Annotated in this window: 15 protein-coding genes; 7 read left to right on the forward strand and 8 right to left on the reverse strand. The window is 60.4% G+C overall.

The window, feature by feature from the left end; genetic code table 11:
• Window positions 1-3: 3 nt before the first annotated feature.
• The 6 genes from pcaH (at window position 4) to pcaC (ending at window position 5,386) form a co-directional block, all read left to right on the forward strand.
• The gene (gene pcaH, locus ACM6I7_RS23275) at window positions 4-708 is read left to right on the forward strand and encodes a protocatechuate 3,4-dioxygenase subunit beta (RefSeq protein ID WP_027614394.1); all 705 of its coding nucleotides are present in this window, start codon (window positions 4-6) and stop codon (window positions 706-708) included.
• A 1-nt stretch (window position 709) separates the two neighbouring features.
• Entirely contained in the window at window positions 710-1,276 is a 567-nt protein-coding gene (gene pcaG / locus ACM6I7_RS23280) for a protocatechuate 3,4-dioxygenase subunit alpha (RefSeq protein WP_414889359.1), read from the forward strand.
• Between the two features lie 196 nt (window positions 1,277-1,472).
• Window positions 1,473-2,768 carry an MFS family transporter gene (locus tag ACM6I7_RS23285; RefSeq protein WP_223007614.1) on the forward strand — a complete coding sequence of 432 codons (1,296 nt, stop codon included), beginning with the start codon at window positions 1,473-1,475 and terminating at the stop codon, window positions 2,766-2,768.
• Between the two features lie 46 nt (window positions 2,769-2,814).
• Window positions 2,815-4,179: a 3-carboxy-cis,cis-muconate cycloisomerase gene (locus tag ACM6I7_RS23290; protein WP_285373240.1), complete on the forward strand. Its 1,365-nt coding sequence runs from the start codon at window positions 2,815-2,817 to the stop codon at window positions 4,177-4,179.
• Window positions 4,180-4,191: 12 nt separating this feature from the next.
• On the forward strand, window positions 4,192-4,983 hold the full coding sequence (gene pcaD, locus ACM6I7_RS23295; protein WP_414889360.1) for a 3-oxoadipate enol-lactonase: 792 nt from the start codon (window positions 4,192-4,194) through the stop codon (window positions 4,981-4,983).
• Between the two features lie 10 nt (window positions 4,984-4,993).
• The gene (pcaC, locus tag ACM6I7_RS23300) at window positions 4,994-5,386 is read left to right on the forward strand and encodes a 4-carboxymuconolactone decarboxylase (RefSeq protein WP_027614399.1); all 393 of its coding nucleotides are present in this window, start codon (window positions 4,994-4,996) and stop codon (window positions 5,384-5,386) included.
• Between the two features lie 104 nt (window positions 5,387-5,490).
• Here the strand turns inward: pcaC and ACM6I7_RS23305 are convergent, their stop codons facing one another.
• The 7 genes from ACM6I7_RS23305 to emhA all read right to left on the reverse strand — a co-directional run bounded on the left by ACM6I7_RS23305 (window position 5,491) and on the right by emhA (window position 15,558).
• On the reverse strand, window positions 5,491-6,309 hold the full coding sequence (locus tag ACM6I7_RS23305; protein WP_414889361.1) for a methyltransferase domain-containing protein: 819 nt from the start codon (window positions 6,307-6,309) through the stop codon (window positions 5,491-5,493).
• Window positions 6,310-6,331: 22 nt separating this feature from the next.
• Window positions 6,332-6,688 carry a hypothetical protein gene (locus ACM6I7_RS23310; protein ID WP_414889362.1) on the reverse strand — a complete coding sequence of 119 codons (357 nt, stop codon included), beginning with the start codon at window positions 6,686-6,688 and terminating at the stop codon, window positions 6,332-6,334.
• 26 nt (window positions 6,689-6,714) lie between these two features.
• On the reverse strand, window positions 6,715-7,905 hold the full coding sequence (locus tag ACM6I7_RS23315; RefSeq protein ID WP_414889363.1) for an FAD/NAD(P)-binding oxidoreductase: 1,191 nt from the start codon (window positions 7,903-7,905) through the stop codon (window positions 6,715-6,717).
• A 188-nt stretch (window positions 7,906-8,093) separates the two neighbouring features.
• A complete protein-coding gene (locus ACM6I7_RS23320) occupies window positions 8,094-9,353 on the reverse strand; it encodes an OprD family porin (protein WP_285373235.1) in 1,260 nt (419 codons plus the stop codon).
• Between the two features lie 440 nt (window positions 9,354-9,793).
• Window positions 9,794-11,254, reverse strand: coding sequence for an efflux RND transporter outer membrane subunit EmhC (emhC, locus tag ACM6I7_RS23325; protein ID WP_027614404.1), 1,461 nt, complete (start codon window positions 11,252-11,254; stop codon window positions 9,794-9,796).
• Window positions 11,251-14,400, reverse strand: a complete 3,150-nt coding sequence (gene emhB, locus ACM6I7_RS23330; RefSeq protein ID WP_027614405.1) for an efflux RND transporter permease subunit EmhB — start codon at window positions 14,398-14,400, stop codon at window positions 11,251-11,253. Before emhB ends, emhC begins: the two co-directional genes overlap by 4 nt.
• A 3-nt stretch (window positions 14,401-14,403) precedes the next feature.
• Window positions 14,404-15,558, reverse strand: a complete 1,155-nt coding sequence (gene emhA / locus ACM6I7_RS23335) for an efflux RND transporter periplasmic adaptor subunit EmhA (RefSeq protein ID WP_027614406.1) — start codon at window positions 15,556-15,558, stop codon at window positions 14,404-14,406.
• Window positions 15,559-15,825: 267 nt separating this feature from the next.
• On the opposite strand from emhA, the gene emhR reads away from it, so the two are divergent.
• On the forward strand, window positions 15,826-16,458 hold the full coding sequence (emhR, locus tag ACM6I7_RS23340; RefSeq protein ID WP_027614407.1) for an efflux system transcriptional repressor EmhR: 633 nt from the start codon (window positions 15,826-15,828) through the stop codon (window positions 16,456-16,458).
• Window positions 16,459-16,822: 364 nt separating this feature from the next.
• On the opposite strand, the gene ACM6I7_RS23345 is transcribed toward emhR, so the two are convergent.
• Window positions 16,823-17,272: a hypothetical protein gene (locus ACM6I7_RS23345; protein WP_027614408.1), complete on the reverse strand. Its 450-nt coding sequence runs from the start codon at window positions 17,270-17,272 to the stop codon at window positions 16,823-16,825.
• Window positions 17,273-17,412 lie beyond the last annotated feature (140 nt).

The following is a 17,412-nucleotide window of genomic DNA, read 5'->3' on the forward strand; positions in this document are numbered from 1 at the left end:
GAAATGACTGACAAGCCTGGCTACCGTCGTCCGCAGGAAGGCACCCAGCCTGAATACCTGCACCCGACGTATCAATCCACCAACCTGCGCTCGCCGTCCAAGCCGTTGGTGTTTCTGCCGCATTCGTTGTCGGAGATCACCGGCCCGACCATCGGTGCCGAACGCGTCGCCGAGAAGGACAACGACCTGACCGCCCAGCACGACGGCGAGCCGTTGGGCGAGCGCATCATCATTCACGGCCGTGTGCTCGACGAAAACGGTTTGCCGGTGCCGGGGATTCTGGTGGAGATCTGGCAGGCCAACGCCGCCGGTCGCTACAACCACAAGCGCGACCTGCACGACGCACCGCTGGACCCGAACTTCACCGGCACCGGCCGCACCGTGACCGACGCCGACGGCTGGTATCAGTTCCAGACCATCAAGCCCGGCGCCTATCCGTGGGGTAACCACCACAACGCGTGGCGCCCGGCGCACATCCATTTCTCGCTGTTCGGGCCGAGCATTCTCACCCGTCTGGTGACGCAGATGTACTTCCCCGGCGACCCGCTGCTGGCCTACGACCCGATCTATAACTGCGTGCCGGACACCTCCGCCAAGGAACGTCTGATCGCCGCTTTCGATCTGGAAAAAACCATTCCGTCCTACGCCCTCGGCTATCGCTGGGACATCGTCTTGCGCGGCCGCGACGCCACGCCGATGGAGAAATAAGATGACGCTGACTGCCACCACGTCCCACACCGTCGGGCCGTACTACCACATCGGCCTGACCTGGCTGAATCGCGAAAACCTCGCGGTCGAACAAACCCTCGGCGAGCGCGTGGCGATCACCGGCCAAGTCGTTGACGGCAACGGCGATGTGGTCAACGACGCGATGCTCGAAGTCTGGCAGGCCAACGCCGCCGGCAAGTACGCGCACCCGGAAGACGAGCAGGACAAACCGCTGGACCCGCACTTCGAAGGTTTTGGCCGGGTGCCGGTGGACGCCGAAGGGCGCTTCCGTTTCACCACGATCAAACCGGGCACGGTCGAAGGCCTGAAGGGCTCGACCCAGGCGCCGCATCTGGTGGTGCTGGTGTTTGCCCGTGGTCTGGTCAAGCACTTGCTGACACGCATCTACTTCGAAGGCGACCCGGCGAACGTCAAAGATCCGCTGCTGGAATGTGTGCCGGCGGAGCGCCGCGGGACGTTGCTGGCGAAGCCGGATGCGGCGGGTGTGTATCAGTGGAATGTGATTTTGCAGGGCACTGAGGCTGAGACGGTGTTCTTCGATTACTGAAGTTCGCCCCAATCCCCTGTGGGAGCGAGCCTGCTCGCGAAAGCGGTGGGTCAGCCAACGTAAATGTCGTCTGGCACTCCCTCTTCGCGAGCAGGCTCGCTCCCACAGCGGAGAACTGTGTTGCAGATGGAACTGTGGAACGGGACTGTTGCGAAGTGTGTCTAGACTCTCACCTGTCCCTTCAGAGTAAAAAACAATGACCACTACCACCGCTCATTACACCGGCGAGGAGCGCAGCAAGCGCATCTTCGCCATTGTCGGTGCCTCGTCCGGCAACCTGGTCGAATGGTTCGACTTCTACGTCTACGCCTTCTGCGCGATCTATTTCGCCCCGGCGTTTTTCCCCTCCGACAACCCCACGGTGCAACTGGTCAACACGGCCGGGGTGTTCGCTGCCGGGTTTCTGATGCGCCCGATTGGCGGCTGGATTTTCGGGCGGCTGGCGGACAAGAAGGGCCGCAAGACCTCGATGATGATTTCGGTGCTGATGATGTGTTTCGGCTCCCTGCTCATCGCCTGTCTGCCGACTTACGCCAGCATCGGCGTCTGGGCACCGCTGCTGTTATTGTTCGCGCGGCTGCTGCAAGGCCTGTCGGTGGGTGGCGAATATGGCACCACCGCCACCTACATGAGTGAAGTCGCGCTCAAGGGCCAGCGCGGCTTTTTTGCCTCGTTCCAGTACGTGACGCTGATTGGCGGGCAACTGCTGGCGGTGTCGCTGGTGGTGATCCTGCAACAGTTCCTCAATGAAGATGAACTGCGTGCTTACGGCTGGCGGATTCCGTTTGTGGTCGGTGCGGTGGCGGCGGTGATTTCGCTGTTCCTGCGTCGCTCCCTGAAAGAAACCACCAGCAAGGAAATGCGCGAGAACAAGGACGCCGGCAGCATCCGCGCGCTGTTCCGTGATCACAAAGCCGCGTTCATCACCGTGCTCGGTTACACCGCCGGTGGCTCGCTGATTTTCTACACCTTCACCACGTATATGCAGAAGTACCTGGTGAACACCGCCGGCATGCACGCCAAGACCGCCAGCTACATCATGACCGGCGCGCTGTTCCTGTACATGTGCATGCAGCCGCTGTTCGGCATGCTCGCCGACAAGATCGGCCGACGTAATTCGATGCTCTGGTTCGGCGCGCTCGGCACGCTGTTCACTGTGCCGATCCTGTTGAGCCTGAAAAGCATCAGCAGCCCGATTCTGGCCTTTGTGCTGATCACCGTGGCGCTGGCGATTGTCAGTTTCTACACCTCGATCAGCGGCCTGGTGAAAGCCGAAATGTTCCCGCCGGAAGTCCGCGCCCTCGGCGTCGGTCTGGCCTATGCGGTGGCCAACGCGATCTTCGGCGGTTCGGCGGAATACGTGGCCCTGAGCCTGAAAGCCGGGGGCATGGAAAACGCGTTCTACTGGTACGTCACGGTGATGATGGCGGTGGCGTTCCTGTTCAGCCTGCGCCTGCCGAAACAGGCGGCGTACTTGCACCACGATCTGTAAACCGATGTGCGCGGGCCGCATTGGCCCGCGCCGGCAAGGACTGTTTATGACTCAGCGACCCGGCAATCAATTGTTCGATGCCTACTTCACGGCCCGCGATATGCGCGAGGTGTTCTGCGATCAGGGCCGGGTGCAGGCCATGCTTGATTTCGAAGCGGCGCTGGCCCGGGCCGAGGCGCGGGTCGGGGTGATTCCGGCGTCTGCCGTGGCGCCGATTGCCGCCGCTTGCAATGCCGGTCTGTATGACTTCGCGGCGCTGGGCGAGGCGATTGCCACGGCCGGTAACTCGGCGATTCCACTGGTCAAGGCGTTGGGCAAGCAGATTGCCGCGAGCAGTGCCGAGGCCGAGCGTTATGTGCATCTGGGGGCGACCAGTCAGGATGTGATGGATTCCGGGCTGGTCCTGCAATTGCGGCAGGCGCTGGAGCTGATTGAAAGCGATCTGGCAGCGCTCGCCGATTCGCTCGCCACCCAAGCCAAACGGCATGCGACGACGCCACTGGCCGGGCGCACTTGGCTGCAGCACGCCACGCCCGTGACCCTCGGGATGAAGATCGCCGGTTGGCTCGGCGCGGTAACCCGCAGCCGTCAGCGTCTGCGCGAACTCAAACCACGGCTGCTGGTGCTGCAATTCGGCGGCGCTTCCGGCACCCTCGCGGCGCTCGGCGAGCAAGCATTGCCGATCGCTCAGGCGCTGGCCGAAGAGCTGCAACTGACTTTGCCTGAGCAACCGTGGCACACCCAGCGTGATCGCATCGTCGAGTTCGGCGCGGTACTCGGTTTGATCGCCGGCAGCCTCGGCAAGCTCGGGCGCGACGTCAGTCTGTTGATGCAGACCGAAGCGGCGGAAGTGTTCGAGCCGTCGGCACCGGGTAAGGGCGGTTCCTCGACCATGCCGCACAAGCGCAATCCGGTCGGCGCGGCGGTGTTGATCGGCGCGGCGACGCGGGTACCGGGGCTGGTCTCGACGCTGTTCAGCGCCATGCCGCAGGAGCACGAACGCAGCCTCGGTCTTTGGCATGCCGAATGGGAAACCCTGCCGGAGATCTGCTGCCTGGTGTCCGGTGCGCTGCAACAGGCGTGCTTGCTGGCCGATGGTCTGGAAGTCGATGCCGAGCGCATGGCGCGCAATCTGCAATTGACCCAAGGGCTGGTGCTGGCCGAAGCGGTGAGCATCGTCCTCGCGCAGCGGGTCGGCCGCGACACTGCGCATCACCTGCTCGAACAATGTTGCAAACGCGCGGTGGCCGAACAGCGCCACCTGCGTGCGGTACTCGGCGACGAGCCGCAAGTGACCGCCGAACTGAGCAGCACCGAACTGGATCATCTGCTCGACCCCGCGCATTACCTCGGCCAGGCGCAAGTCTGGGTCGAGCGCGCGGTGGCCGAACACAACGCATTGTCTGTTTGAAAGGAGAGGGCTGTGGCTTTCGTTCAACTCGCCGATGGCGAACTGCATTACGTTATTGAAGGCCCGGTCGATGCGCCGGTGCTGGTGCTGTCCAACTCGCTGGGCACCGACCTGCACATGTGGGACGCGCAGATGCCGGCGTTCACCGAGTATTTCCGGGTGCTGCGTTTCGACACCCGTGGTCACGGCCAGTCGCTGGTGACGCCGGGGCCTTACAGCATCGAGCAACTGGGCCGCGACGTGCTGAGTCTGCTCGATGCGCTGCACATCGAGCGTGCGCATTTTTGCGGACTGTCGATGGGCGGCTTGATCGGCCAGTGGCTGGGGATCAATGCCGGTCATCGTCTGCACAAACTGATTGTGTGCAACACCGCCGCGAAGATCGGCGACCCGTCGGTGTGGAATCCGCGCATCGAAACCGTGCTGCGTGATGGCCCGGCAGCGATGGTCGCACTGCGTGATGCGTCGATTGCCCGTTGGTTCACGCCTGGTTTTTCCGCGGCCAATCCGGCCGCGGCGAAGAAGATCACCGACATGCTCGCGGCGACTTCGCCTGAAGGTTATGCGGCCAATTGCGCGGCGGTGCGCGATGCCGATTTCCGTGAGCAACTGGCCTCGATCAACCTGCCGCTGCTGGTGATCGCGGGTACCGAAGATGCGGTGACGCCACCGTCCGGTGGGCATTTCATTCGGGAGCATGTGCGCGGCGCCGAGTACGCCGAGTTCTATGCCGCGCACCTGTCCAACGTGCAGGCCGGTGCCGCTTTCAGTGATCGTGTGTTGGCGTTTCTGAACGCTCAGTGAGGGGAAGTTTGTGGACGAGAAGCAACGTTACGACGAAGGCCTGCAAGTCCGCCGTGCAGTATTGGGCGATGCTCACGTCGATCGCAGCCTGAATGCGCTGACCGAGTTCAACTCGGAATTCCAGGAGATGATCACGCGTCACGCCTGGGGCGACATCTGGACCCGTCCGGGCCTGCCACGGCACACGCGCAGCCTGATCACCATCGCCATGCTGATCGGGATGAACCGCGAGGCCGAGCTGAAATTGCATCTGCGTGCGGCGGCCAACAACGGTGTGAGCCGGAGCGAGATCAAGGAAGTGATCATGCAGAGCGCGATTTATTGCGGGATCCCGGCGGCGAATGCGACGTTCCATCTGGCGGAGTCGGTGTGGGATGAGCTGGGAGTCGAATCCCGGGAGTGATGGTGCCTGAACTTACGCCTTCGCGAGCAGGCTCACTCCTACAATGGAACGCGTTCATCTGTAGGAGTGAGCCTGCTCGCGATGGCGATATTTGTCGTGACACATCACACCCTGGCTACAATGAAAATCCGCTTGAACGGAAACAGAGTCTGCCCGTTTTTCTCCGGCGGGTAATGTTTATGCACCCGCATCAGGAAGTGATAGATAAACCGCGCCTGTTCCTGAGACGTCAGCGTCTGCATCACCGGCCGCAGCGCCGAGACCTTCACCCAGTCGTACACCGGCGATTTGCCGCCAACCACCTGCAATTGCTCGGTTTCCCAGATCTCCAGCGACGTGGTCAGCGGCGCCAGCACGCGGTAATAGTCCTCCAGTGTCAACAATGACCGCGCAGCCATGCACTGGCGCAGTTGCGGTGTGCCGATGGGGGTGTGTCCCGGTCCCGCGTCGTCGAGGGTGTCGAGCATCAATCGATACCACAAGGCATCGCGCCAGTCCGGCATGTGCACCGCCAGACAGCCGCCCGGGCGCAGATACCCCAGCAGGCGCGGCAGCAGGTGTTGATGATCGCCAATGAAATGCAGCACCGCCGCCGCGAGCAGCAGATCGGCCGGTTGTTCAGGTTGCCAGTCGAGCAGGTCGCACTCTTGCCATTGGGCGTTGATCGGCAGGCACCGGGCCTGATCAAGCATCTGCCGCGAGCTGTCGACACCCAGCAACTGCGCACGCGGCCAGCGCTCGGCCAGCAGTTGAGTGGCGATGCCGGTGCCGCAGCCCAGGTCATAAATTCGTCTGGGGTCGAGCAGATCGATACGGTCGAGCAATTCGTTGACCGGGCGTTGCCTGAGACGGGAAAACTGCTGGTACGCCTTGGCGTCCCAGTGGGTGCAGGCGTTCCCTGCCGTTTCGAGTTTGGCGCTCATGAGGAGGTCCTCTCTGGCGGATTTACAGTTGTCGTCCAATGACGTTGAGGGTTTTCAGGACAACGGCCACGCCTTTGCGTGTGTCCTCTTCATTCAGCAGTTTGAGCAACGCCAGAGTGCCCGGCGCCGCTGACTGTGCCGATACTTCGGCTTTGGCCTTGCGCACTGCATTACTGACTGTCCAGGTGGCGGCAGTGCCGCTCTCGAACAATTGCGCGAGTTTTTCCACCATGGCCGCGTCGAGCAGATCGGCGATATCGGAAACCAGGGAAAGCAGGTCGACAATATTCTCCAGGCGTCCGCCATCGATTAACGGTTGCAGTTTTGCCATCAAGGCAGTGAACCCGGGCGTGGCTGACATTTCCTCGGGCATGTTCATGAGCAATCACTCCTCCCTGTGCAGGGTCAAAGCATTCCCCGGGCCACCGCCCAGTAAAGACCGCGATTGAAACCGTTTCTGAGCAGACCGCCCAATTTGGTCGGGGGTGTCGGCAACACATCGTGGGCGTAGTCGTACCAGAGTGGCATCCCGGCATTCAGGCCCATTTGGGCTACCGCCTGTACCCGACCGTCGTATACCGAGTTGGGTGCGCCAAGACGGATCTGGGCGGTGATGTTGTTGGCGATCACCGGCGCCTGGTTATGACAGGCGCCGCCGGCCTTGCTGACCGGCAGGTCGACGGTGTCGCCGATCACGTAGACATTCTCCAGACCGTAGACCTGCAGCGTTTCGTGATTGGTCGGCAGCCATCCTTCATCATTGGCGGCTTGTGAGATGCCGCACCCACGCACCACCTCGACGGCCTGGATGGGTGGAGTAGCCATCAGAATGTCGAAGGGTTGCGCGTCGCCCTCGGCTGAGTGGGCGACTTTTGCATCGGGATCCACATGGCTCAGGGTGAAGCCGCGCTGAAATTGAATGTTTTTCCGGGCAAAAATGCTCGGCAGAATTTCACCCGTGGGGCGCTGCAAGAACAGACAATTGCGCAATAGCTGGGCAACCGTCGGGTAGGTGTAGATGATTTCCACCTGCTCGCGAACACCTCGACGACGCAACAAATCATCCAGCATCAATGTCGTTTCCACGGGCGCGATTCCGCATTGGTGCGGGACGTTCGGTGTCTGCGGGAAGGACACGGTAATGAAAATCCGGCCTTTTTCGATGCTGTTCAGGCGTTGCGCCAGCTGCCGGGCAGGAAGGTATTGATAGAAGTGGTCGCCGGCTTCTTGCAGACCCGCGATGCGTTCCGGCGACGGCACGCAGCCGGTGGCGATCACCAGAAAATCATAGTCGAAGCGCTTGCCGGTTCGGGTGCGCAATTGCTGCCCGGAAAAGTCGAAACGGGTGACTTCTTCAACGTGGAAACTGATTTCCGGGCGCAACAATGAGCGTTCCGGACGTTTGAGTTCCTCTTCGAAGAACTGGCTGAACGCCACGTACATGAACGCAGGTTTGTAGTAATGATCGGGAGAACTGGACAGCAATGTGATCGAGACGTCGCCGCGTAGAACTTCGGGATACAGCTTGCCGACCAGTTGATTGGCCAGCATGGTTCCACCTACACCGCCACCGACGATAACTATTCGCTTGCTCATACCTGACCTCCGTGGCCAAGGCAGCTTCGCGTACAGCATCCGGAGATAACGGAAGAAAACTAAGGGCTCCTACAGCAGGATGGAGAATTTACACACTCTGTTGACTGTATCTGCGCCTCGACAAATCGCCAGTCCGGGCTGACCAGTGGTTGATGCCGGCGCCGCTTGTGCAGCGCCGGCGTGCGGGTTCAGAGCAGGCTGATCGGATAGCTGATGATCAGACGGTTTTCGTCGAACTCGTTGTTGCTGAAATCGCGGCGCATGGTCGAGTTGCGCCAGCGCACGTTGAGGTCGCGCAGGGCGCCGCTCTGCACGGTGTAGCCCAGTTCCGATTCGCGGCCCCATTCCTTGCCGTCGGTGATGGTTCCGGTGTGCACGTTGTCGCCGCTGATGTAGCGGTTCATCAGGGTCAGGCCGGGGATGCCCAGGGCGGCGAAGTTGTAGTCGTGGCGCACCTGCCAGGAGCGTTCCTGAGCGTTGTCGTAGCTGGCGTTGTAACTGTCGTTGGCGAGGGTGCCGCCGCTGGTGCCGTTGACGCGCATCCAGGCGCTGTCGCCGGTGAGTTTTTGCAGGCCGACGTAGAAGGTGTTGCCGCCGTAGCGGGCCGAGAACATCCCCGACCAGGTCTTGTTGTCGAGTTCGCCGGCGCGGGCGCTGCCGTCGTCCTTGCCGTAGAAGAAACCGAGGTTGGCGCCCAGCGTCCAGTCGCCGAGTGGCTGGCTGTGAATCAGGTTGAGGTATTGCTGGCTGTAGATGTCCTTGAGTTCGGCGTTCCACAGGCCGATCTGCGTGCGTTTTTCGTTGAAAACGTACTCGCCGCCCTGAAAGTTGAAGCGATCAGAGGTGAACGCCGCTTTGCCGGTCATCGACATGTCGCTCATGCTGCTGTCGTCGCGCGGGCTGTTGGCGCGGAACTGCCCGCCGTACAGGGTCAGCCCGTTGATTTCCTTCGAAGTGATCTGCCCGCCACGGAAGGTTTGCGGCAGCGAACGGCCGTCATCCGAGCGCAGGATCGGCAGCACCGGCATCCATTCGCCAACCTTGATTTCGGTCTGAGAGAGCTTGGCCTTGAACGCGACGTTGGTGCGACCGAAGTTGTCCGCCGGCCGTCCGTCGTGATCCAGCGGCAGCAGTTGCGTGCCACCGGTGCCTTTGCCGCCATCGAGTTTCACCGAGTACAGGCCGAGCACGTCCATGCCGAAGCCAACGGTGCCTTGGGTGAAGCCGGATTTGGCGTCGAGGATGAAGTTCTGCGTCCACTCTTCAGCCTTGCCCTGAGCCTTGGTCGGGTTGGTGAAGTTGCGGTTGATGTAGAAGTTGCGCAGGTTGAGGTTGACCTTGGCACCTTCGACGAAACCGGCTTCTTCGGCTGCGGCGGGGAGGGCGACGCCGGTCAGGGCCAGGGCGATCAGGCCGGGGAGTGCGTACGGCGCAGTGGGATGAGTCATCGCAGGGTCTCTTGTTATTTTTTTTAGGTCGAACAGAGCCGTTGCCGCCATTTTCGGAGCGGGCACGAGCTTGCAGAATCAGGGATGAAGCGGCGGCGATCAGCCGGACGGGACAGGGCGCGGGAGCATGGTGTCGAACCTGTTGTTATTGGTTTTGTGGAGCGAATGGTGCGGGGGGCGGATGTTTTGATTCAATTGGTAAAAGCGGGTTCTGGGCGATTATCGAACGCAAGATTCAGTTGGATTTCAGGGGGTCTGTGAGGGCCTCATCGCTGGCAAGCCAGCTCCCACAAGGATCTTCAGTGAACACATATTTTGCGGACCCCTGAAAAACCTGTGGGAGCTGGCTTGCCAGCGATGGGGCCAGTGCAGGCACCTAAACTGTTCCTGAGGCAACAAAAAGCCCGCCAAATGGCGGGCTCCTTGTGTTCACCGGATGATCAGAACAGCTTCATCTTCGGTGCTTCTTCTTTCAGCGGTTCGTTCTGCGCGGTCTGCGCATTCCAGCCACCACCCAGGGCCTTGTACAGGTTGACCGCACTGGTCAGCTGCGCGAGGCGGTCGGTGATCAGTGCCTGTTGCGCACTGAACAGCTGACGCTGGGCGTCGAGGAAGGTCAGGTTGCTGTCGACACCGATGCGGTAACGACGCTCGGCCAGGCGGTAGTAATCCTGGTTGGCCGCGACGAAGTCACGCTGCGCTTGCAGCTGCTCGGTGTAGGTCTGGCGGGCAGCCAGGCCGTCGGCGACTTCCTGGAAGGCGGTTTGAATCGACTTCTCGTAGTTCGCCACGCCAATGTCCTTCTGGATCTTGGCATAGTCGAGGCTGGCACGCAGGCTGCCGGCGTTGAAGATCGGCAGGTTGATCTGCGGCTGGAACAGCCAGGTCCCCGAACCGCCCTTGAACAGACCGGACAGGTCCGGGCTCAGGCTGCCCGCGTTGGCGGTCAGGCTGATGCTCGGGAAGAACGCTGCACGGGCGGCGCCGATGTTGGCGTTGGCCGCTTTCAGGTTGTACTCGGCCTGGAGGATGTCCGGACGACGCTGCAGCAGGTCCGAAGGCAGACCGGCCGGTACGTCGCTGAGCAGATCATCCGACAGCGGTTTGGCCGCTTGCAGATTGGCCGGGATGCCGGTGCCGAGCAGCAGCGTCAGGCTGTTTTCGTCCTGAGCCACCTGACGGGTGTACTTGGCCAATTGCGCCCGGGCGTTTTCCACCGAGGTGCGCGACTGCGCCAGGTCCAGCGCCGAAGCCACACCGACTTCGTTGCTGCGGCTGGTCAGCTTGTAGCTTTCTTCAAAGGCACCGAGGGTGTCTTGCGTCAGCTTGAGCAGTTCCTTGTCGGCCTGCCAGGTCATGTACGCGTTGGCGACACTGGCCACCAGACTGATCTGCGTGCTGCGGCGCGCTTCTTCGGTGGCGAAATATTGTTGCAGAGCTTGTTCGCTCAGGCTGCGCACCCGACCGAACAGGTCGAGTTCGTAGGCGCTGATGCCGACGGTCGCGGTGTAGGAGCTGCTGATGTTCGCTTCACCGGTCTGCGAGGCACGGGCCGGAACCCGCTGACGGCTGCCGCTGGCATTGGCCGAAACCGCCGGGAACAGGTCGGCACGCTGGATGCGGTATTGAGCCGCATAGGCGTCGATGTTCAGCGCCGCGACACGCAGGTCGCGGTTGTTTTCCAGTGATACCTGGATCAGCTGTTGCAGGGCCGGGTCATGGAAAAACTGCTTCCAGCCCTGTTCGGCAGCGGCTTGCGCCGGAGCCTGGGCCGGCGAGTACGCCGGCCCCTGCGGGTACTGGCCCGCGACCGGTGCTTCAGGCTGCTGATAATCGGGGATCAGCGAGCAACCGCTCAGCACGAAGGCGGCGACTGCGATGGAGAGTAGCGACTTGCTCATTGGCCAGCCTCTTTAGGAGTTTCAGTCGTCTCGTCCGGGTCGGCGATTTTACGCTGGCCGATGGACGAAACCGTGACGAAGAACAGTGGGACCCAGAAGATCGCCAGGATCGTGGCCGTGAGCATACCGCCAATCACGCCAGTACCGATCGCGTGCTGGCTACCCGAACCGGCACCGGTGGAGATCGCCAGCGGTACTACACCGAGGACGAACGCCAGCGAGGTCATGATGATCGGTCGCAGACGCATGCGGCACGCTTCGATCGCCGCATCGCGCAGACTGCGCCCTTGTTCATGCAGCTCCTTGGCGAACTCGACGATCAGAATGGCGTTTTTAGCCGCAAGACCGATGGTCGTCAACAGGCCCACCTGGAAGTACACGTCGTTGGACAGCCCGCGCAGGCTGGTGGCCATCAGCGCACCGATGATCCCCAGCGGTACCACGAGCATGACCGCGATCGGAATCGACCAGCTTTCATACAACGCCGCCAGACACAGGAACACCATCAGCAGCGACAGGGCGTACAGCGCTGGCGCTTGCGAGCCCGACAGACGTTCCTCGTAGGACAGACCGGTCCAGGAGATACCGACACCGGCCGGCAGCTTCTTGGCAATCGCTTCGACTTCGGCCATCGCTTCACCGGTGGAGTAACCCGGCGCCGGAGAACCGAGCACTTCCATCGCTTCGACGCCGTTGTAACGGGCCAGTTTCGGCGAACCGTAGATCCACTCGCCCTTGGCGAACGCGGAGAACGGCACCATGGTCCCGGCGCTGTTGCGCACGTACCACTTTTTCAGGTCTTCAGGGCTCATGCGCGCCCCGGCCTGACCTTGCACGTACACCTTCTTCACCCGACCACGGTCGATGAAGTCGTTGACGTAGCTACTACCGAAGGAGATCGACAGGGTGCTGTTGATGTCGGAGAGGCTCAGACCCAGGGCCTGGGCTTTCTCATCGTCGATTTCCAGATGATATTGCGGCTCGTCGTTCAGACCGTTCGGACGCACCTGGTAGAGCACCTTGCTCTGCGCGGCCATGCCGAGGAACTGGTTGCGGGCTTCCATCAGTTTTTCGTGACCGATACCGGCGCGGTCTTGCAGGAACACGTCGAAACCGGTGGCGTTACCCAATTCCAGTACCGCAGGCGGGGCGAACGCAAACACCATCGCATCGCGGAAACTGAAGAAGTGTTGCTGCGCACGCTGTGCCAAGGCAAACACGCTGTTGCCCGAATCACGCTCGTGCCACGGCTTGAGCATGATGAACGCCAGACCCGAACTCTGACCACGACCGGCGAAGTTGAAGCCGTTCACGGTAAACACCGAGGACACCGCACCCGCTTCTTTATCCAGCAGGTAGGTACGCATCTCGTCGATCACGACTTGAGTACGTTCCGCACTGGAACCGGCCGGGGTTTGCACCTGGGCGAACAATACGCCCTGGTCTTCTTCCGGCAGGAACGCGGTTGGAATGCGGGTGAACAGCCAGATCATGCCGACGACGATCAGCAGGTACGCCAGCAGATACGGGGCTTTGCGCGACAGCATGTTGCCGACACCGCGCTCATAACTTCTGACACCGCGATCGAAATTGCGGTTGAACCAGCCGAAGAAACCTTTTTTCGGCGTGCCGTGGTCACCCTTGGCGATCGGCTTGAGCATGGTTGCGCAGAGCGCCGGGGTGAAGATCAGTGCAACCATTACCGACAGGGCCATGGCCGAGACGATGGTGATCGAGAACTGCTTGTAGATCACACCGGTGGAGCCGCTGAAGAACGCCATCGGCAACAGTACCGCCGACAGCACCAGGGCGATACCGACCAGGGCGCCCTGGATCTGGCCCATGGATTTCTTGGTCGCTTCCTTCGGTGACAGGCCTTCTTCGGCCATCACCCGCTCGACGTTTTCCACCACGACGATGGCGTCGTCCACCAGCAGGCCGATGGCCAGCACCATACCGAACATGGTCAGGGTGTTGATGCTGAAACCGGCGGCGGCGAGGATGCCGAACGTACCGAGCAATACCACCGGCACGGTCATCGTGGTGATGACGGTGGCGCGGAAGTTCTGCAGGAACAGGAACATCACCAGGAACACCAGCACGATCGCTTCGACCAGGGTTTCAACCACACCCTTGATCGACTCGGTCACGACCGGAGTGGTGTCATACGGGAACACCACTTCCATGCCTTGCGGGAAGAACGGCTTGAGGTCGTCAATCGTCTTGCGCAGCGCTTTGGCGGTGTCGAGGGCGTTGGCGCCGTTGGCCAGTTTTACCGCCAGACCGGACGCCGGGCTGCCGTTGAACTGCGCAGAAATACTCGAGTTTTCACCACCCAGACCGACGTCGGCCACGTCGCCGACACGGACCTGGGAGCCGTCCTGATTGACCTTCAGCAGGATCGCCTTGAACTGCTCGGCAGTCTGCAGACGGGTCTTGCCGATGATCGTAGCGTTCAGTTGCTGGCCAGGCAGCGCCGGCAAACCGCCGAGCTGACCGGAAGACACCTGGACGTTCTGCGCCGAGATCGCGGCGCTGACATCAGACGGCGTCAGGTTGTACTTGTTCAGCTTGGCCGGATCGAGCCAGATGCGCATCGCGTACTGGGCACCGAAGACCTGGAAGTCACCGACACCGGCGGTCCGCGAGATCGGGTCCTGCATGTTCGACACGATGTAGTTGGACAGGTCGTCCTTGGTCATGCTGCCGTCACGCGACACCACGCCGATCACCAACAGGAAGTTCTTCACTGCCTTGGTGACGCGGATACCCTGTTGCTGCACTTCCTGCGGCAGCAGCGGGGTGGCCAGGTTCAGCTTGTTCTGGACCTGAACCTGCGCGGTGTCGGAGTTGGTGCCTTGCTCGAAGGTCGCGGTGATGGTCATGCTGCCGTCGGAGTTACTTTCCGAGGACACATAACGCAGGTTGTCGATACCGTTGAGCTGCTGCTCGATCACCTGGACCACAGTGTCCTGCACGGTTTGCGCCGAAGCGCCCGGGTAGGTCACGGAGATCGCGATGGCCGGCGGTGCAATGCTAGGGTACTGGTTGATTGGCAATTTCAGGATCGATAGTGCCCCGACCAACATGATCACCAGGGCAATTACCCAGGCGAAAATCGGACGGTCGATAAAAAATTTCGACATGAGTTACTCCCCTTTGCCGCCAGCGGCTTTGTCAGCTGCTTGAGCGGGGGCCGGGTTCTTGGCTACGTTGGTCGCTTCGGTCGGGTTGACCTGAGCACCTGGGCGAACGTATTGCAGGCCTTCGGTGATCAGACGATCGCCGGCTTTCAGGCCATCTTCGATCAGCCACTGGCTGCCAACGGTACGGCTGGCCTTGAGCTGACGCAGTTCAACCTTGTTGTCCGGGCCGACGACCAGTGCGGTCGGAGTGCCCTTGAGGTCACGGGTCACGCCTTGTTGCGGCGCCAGAATGGCCGCGGCGTTGACCCCGGCCTGCAACTGGGCGCGGACGAACATGCCTGGCAACAGGGTGTGATCCGGGTTCGGGAACACCGCACGCAAGGTCACGGAACCGGTAGTCGGATCAACCGATACTTCGGAGAATTCCAGCTTACCGTCGAGCTTGTACTGGCTGCCGTCCTCAAGGGTCAGCTTGACCGCTGCCGAGTTGTCGCCGGCCTTCTGCAGACGACCGCTTTCCAGCTCGCGGCGCAGTTCCAGCAGCTCAACCGAGGACTGGGTAACGTCGACGTAGATCGGGTCCAGTTGCTGGATCGTCGCCATCGCGTCGGCCTGACCATTGCTGACCAGTGCGCCTTCGGTCACCGAAGAACGGCCGATACGGCCGGAGATCGGCGCGTAGACCTTGGTGTATTTCACGTTGATCTGCGCACTCTGCAACGACGCTTCCGATTCCATGCGATTGGCCACGGCGGTGTCGTATTCCTGGCGGCTCACGGCCTGCTCGTCGACCAGTTGCTTGTAGCGGTCAGAGATCGACTTGGTCGAACGCAGGTTGGCTTCGGCGCTTTTCAGGGTCGCTTCATAGACTGCCGGATCGATCTGATACAGCTGCTGGCCGGCTTTGACGTCGCCGCCTTCCTTGAACAGACGTTTGAGAATGATGCCGTTGACCTGTGGTCGAACTTCAGCGATGCGGTACGCACTGGTGCGCCCCGGCAGTTCCGACGTGAGGGTGAACGCTTGTGGTTGCAGGGTGACGACGCCGACCTGAGGAGGCGGAGCGGCTGGGGCCGCTTCTTCCTTTTTACATCCGCTGAGCAGCGATGCCAGGGCGACGGCAGTGACCAGAGCGGTAACAGCTGGCTTGAATTGCATGAAGATCCTCGGGTCAGGCGCGCACATTGCGCACAAGAAGTGTGAAAGGGTAAAAAAATCGGGTCGAGTGGATAAGTAGCTTGCTAAGGAATATACTTACGTTCATGGTTGTTTGTAAATAGCTTGGCGTCGTACCCACCCTGTTACAAAATGCGTCGCAAGGTTTGAAATTGTAGGCCGGGGAGCCGATTCGTGAGAGATCAGCCCCCTCTTTATTCAGCGGATATTCAGCCATCCCTGAAACATCCTGTTTGAGGTTTTACTGCCATGGTCCGTCGTACCAAAGAGGAAGCTCAGGAAACGCGCAGCCAGATTCTCGAAGCGGCCGAGAAAGCGTTTTATGAAAGGGGCGTGGCCCGCACGACCCTGGCGGATATCGCGACGATGGCCGGCGTTACGCGCGGTGCCATCTATTGGCATTTCAGCAACAAGGCCGATCTGGTGCAGGCGATGCTCGACAGCCTGCATGAACCGCTGGATGAATTGGCCAAGGCCAGCGAGAGCGAGGACGAACTCGACCCGTTGGGGTGCATGCGCAAGCTGTTGATCCATCTGTTTCATCAGGTAGCCCTGGATCCGAAGACCCGTCGCATCAACGAGATTCTGTTTCATAAGTGCGAATTCACCGATGAAATGTGCGATCTGCGCCAGCAGCGCCGCACGGCCAGTCTCGATTGCAACCTGCGCATCGGTCTGACCCTGCGTAATGCGGTCAATCGCGGCCAGTTGCCGGAAGATCTCGACACTGCCCGGGCGGCCATCAGCATTCATGCGTATATCGATGGCCTCCTGTATGGATGGCTGTTGGCGCCGGACAGCTTTCAATTGCATGCCGAAGCCGAGCGCTGGGTCGATACAGGGCTTGATATGCTGCGCCTGAGCCCCAGCCTGCGCAAATGAAACAAAATGCGTAATTGAATCTATCCGTGTCAAGACTTGAAGCGGGGAAATGTCCCTGCTTCAAGTCTTTTTGTAATGGGGTGCTTTTATATACGTACGTTGGCCGGGTTGATAGGTAGCGAGCTACGTATTTTGTAGGGGTTTTGTGTCGACTGTGTGAATGAATGTTAACGACTCGGGCTAAAAGGGCGCCGAGCAGCCGATACGCACCAACCGATCCGTTTTGTTTCTGAGTTCCCTTTGCCCGATCCTCACCTCCGGCTGCGTTACTTCCGATGGGCTTGAGCCGCGGCCTTGGGTTTGCTCGCGCCTTTATAATGTCAGCGTTGTCCGTACCGTTACTGCATGAGCAGTAAACTCTCTATCAGGCCGATGGCGTCATGAATGCGATCATCTTATAGCTGTAAGGGTAAACCGGGTTTTCATTTTCCAATGCCGCGCCGCAGGTGATAGGTTCGGCGCCAATAGAGAAAGCATTGGTATCCCAGAAGAGTTCGACCTTTGGAGGCCGGTGCCCCGCCATTTGTCGGTAGCAATAACTGAGCGTAGTGTCGAATTGTACTTTCTGTTTGTAGTTGGTGTAGCAGACGTAAGTGCTGAATACCTCCTTTTTGATATCGTAATCAATAACGATGTCCTGCTTCAGATGAGGATCTCCTTCAAACATCATGAAGACGGTCTGGTAGGGGAGGATCTTGTCGATACGCGTCAGGGGTGGGTGCTTTGGAGAGGAATCCTCAAGCCAGAAAGTAGAGTCCGTGGCATTGGTGATTTGCAGAAGGAATGTAAGTTTGTTTGGATCTATATCATTCATTTTTATATAACCTTGCTTGATTAAGTTGGTGGGTTGTAATTGATGAGTTGCTGGGCGGAGCTTAGGTTTATATTGTTCTGATGGCGAATCTTTAAATGTATGAAAATAAAAAAGCCCCGCCTCTTTCGAGGCGGGGCTTA

Source organism: Pseudomonas sp. IT-93MI4, from assembly GCF_949767635.1.
GTDB classification, from domain to species: domain Bacteria; phylum Pseudomonadota; class Gammaproteobacteria; order Pseudomonadales; family Pseudomonadaceae; genus Aquipseudomonas; species Aquipseudomonas putida_A.

Excerpts from the sequence above, each read along its gene's own strand:
- ACM6I7_RS23320 (WP_285373235.1), bottom strand. The coding sequence starts at position 9,353 with ATGACTCATCCCACTGCGCCGTACGCACTCCCCGGCCTGATCGCCCTG.
- emhA (WP_027614406.1), bottom strand. The coding sequence starts at position 15,558 with ATGCAATTCAAGCCAGCTGTTACCGCTCTGGTCACTGCCGTCGCCCTG.
- ACM6I7_RS23310 (WP_414889362.1), bottom strand. The coding sequence starts at position 6,688 with ATGAACATGCCCGAGGAAATGTCAGCCACGCCCGGGTTCACTGCCTTG.
- ACM6I7_RS23345 (WP_027614408.1), bottom strand. The coding sequence starts at position 17,272 with ATGAATGATATAGATCCAAACAAACTTACATTCCTTCTGCAAATCACC.
- emhR (WP_027614407.1), top strand. The coding sequence starts at position 15,826 with ATGGTCCGTCGTACCAAAGAGGAAGCTCAGGAAACGCGCAGCCAGATT.
- emhB (WP_027614405.1), bottom strand. The coding sequence starts at position 14,400 with ATGTCGAAATTTTTTATCGACCGTCCGATTTTCGCCTGGGTAATTGCC.
- ACM6I7_RS23305 (WP_414889361.1), bottom strand. The coding sequence starts at position 6,309 with ATGAGCGCCAAACTCGAAACGGCAGGGAACGCCTGCACCCACTGGGAC.
- ACM6I7_RS23285 (WP_223007614.1), top strand. The coding sequence starts at position 1,473 with ATGACCACTACCACCGCTCATTACACCGGCGAGGAGCGCAGCAAGCGC.
- ACM6I7_RS23290 (WP_285373240.1), top strand. The coding sequence starts at position 2,815 with ATGACTCAGCGACCCGGCAATCAATTGTTCGATGCCTACTTCACGGCC.
- pcaG (WP_414889359.1), top strand. The coding sequence starts at position 710 with ATGACGCTGACTGCCACCACGTCCCACACCGTCGGGCCGTACTACCAC.
- ACM6I7_RS23315 (WP_414889363.1), bottom strand. The coding sequence starts at position 7,905 with ATGAGCAAGCGAATAGTTATCGTCGGTGGCGGTGTAGGTGGAACCATG.
- emhC (WP_027614404.1), bottom strand. The coding sequence starts at position 11,254 with ATGAGCAAGTCGCTACTCTCCATCGCAGTCGCCGCCTTCGTGCTGAGC.
- pcaH (WP_027614394.1), top strand. The coding sequence starts at position 4 with ATGACTGACAAGCCTGGCTACCGTCGTCCGCAGGAAGGCACCCAGCCT.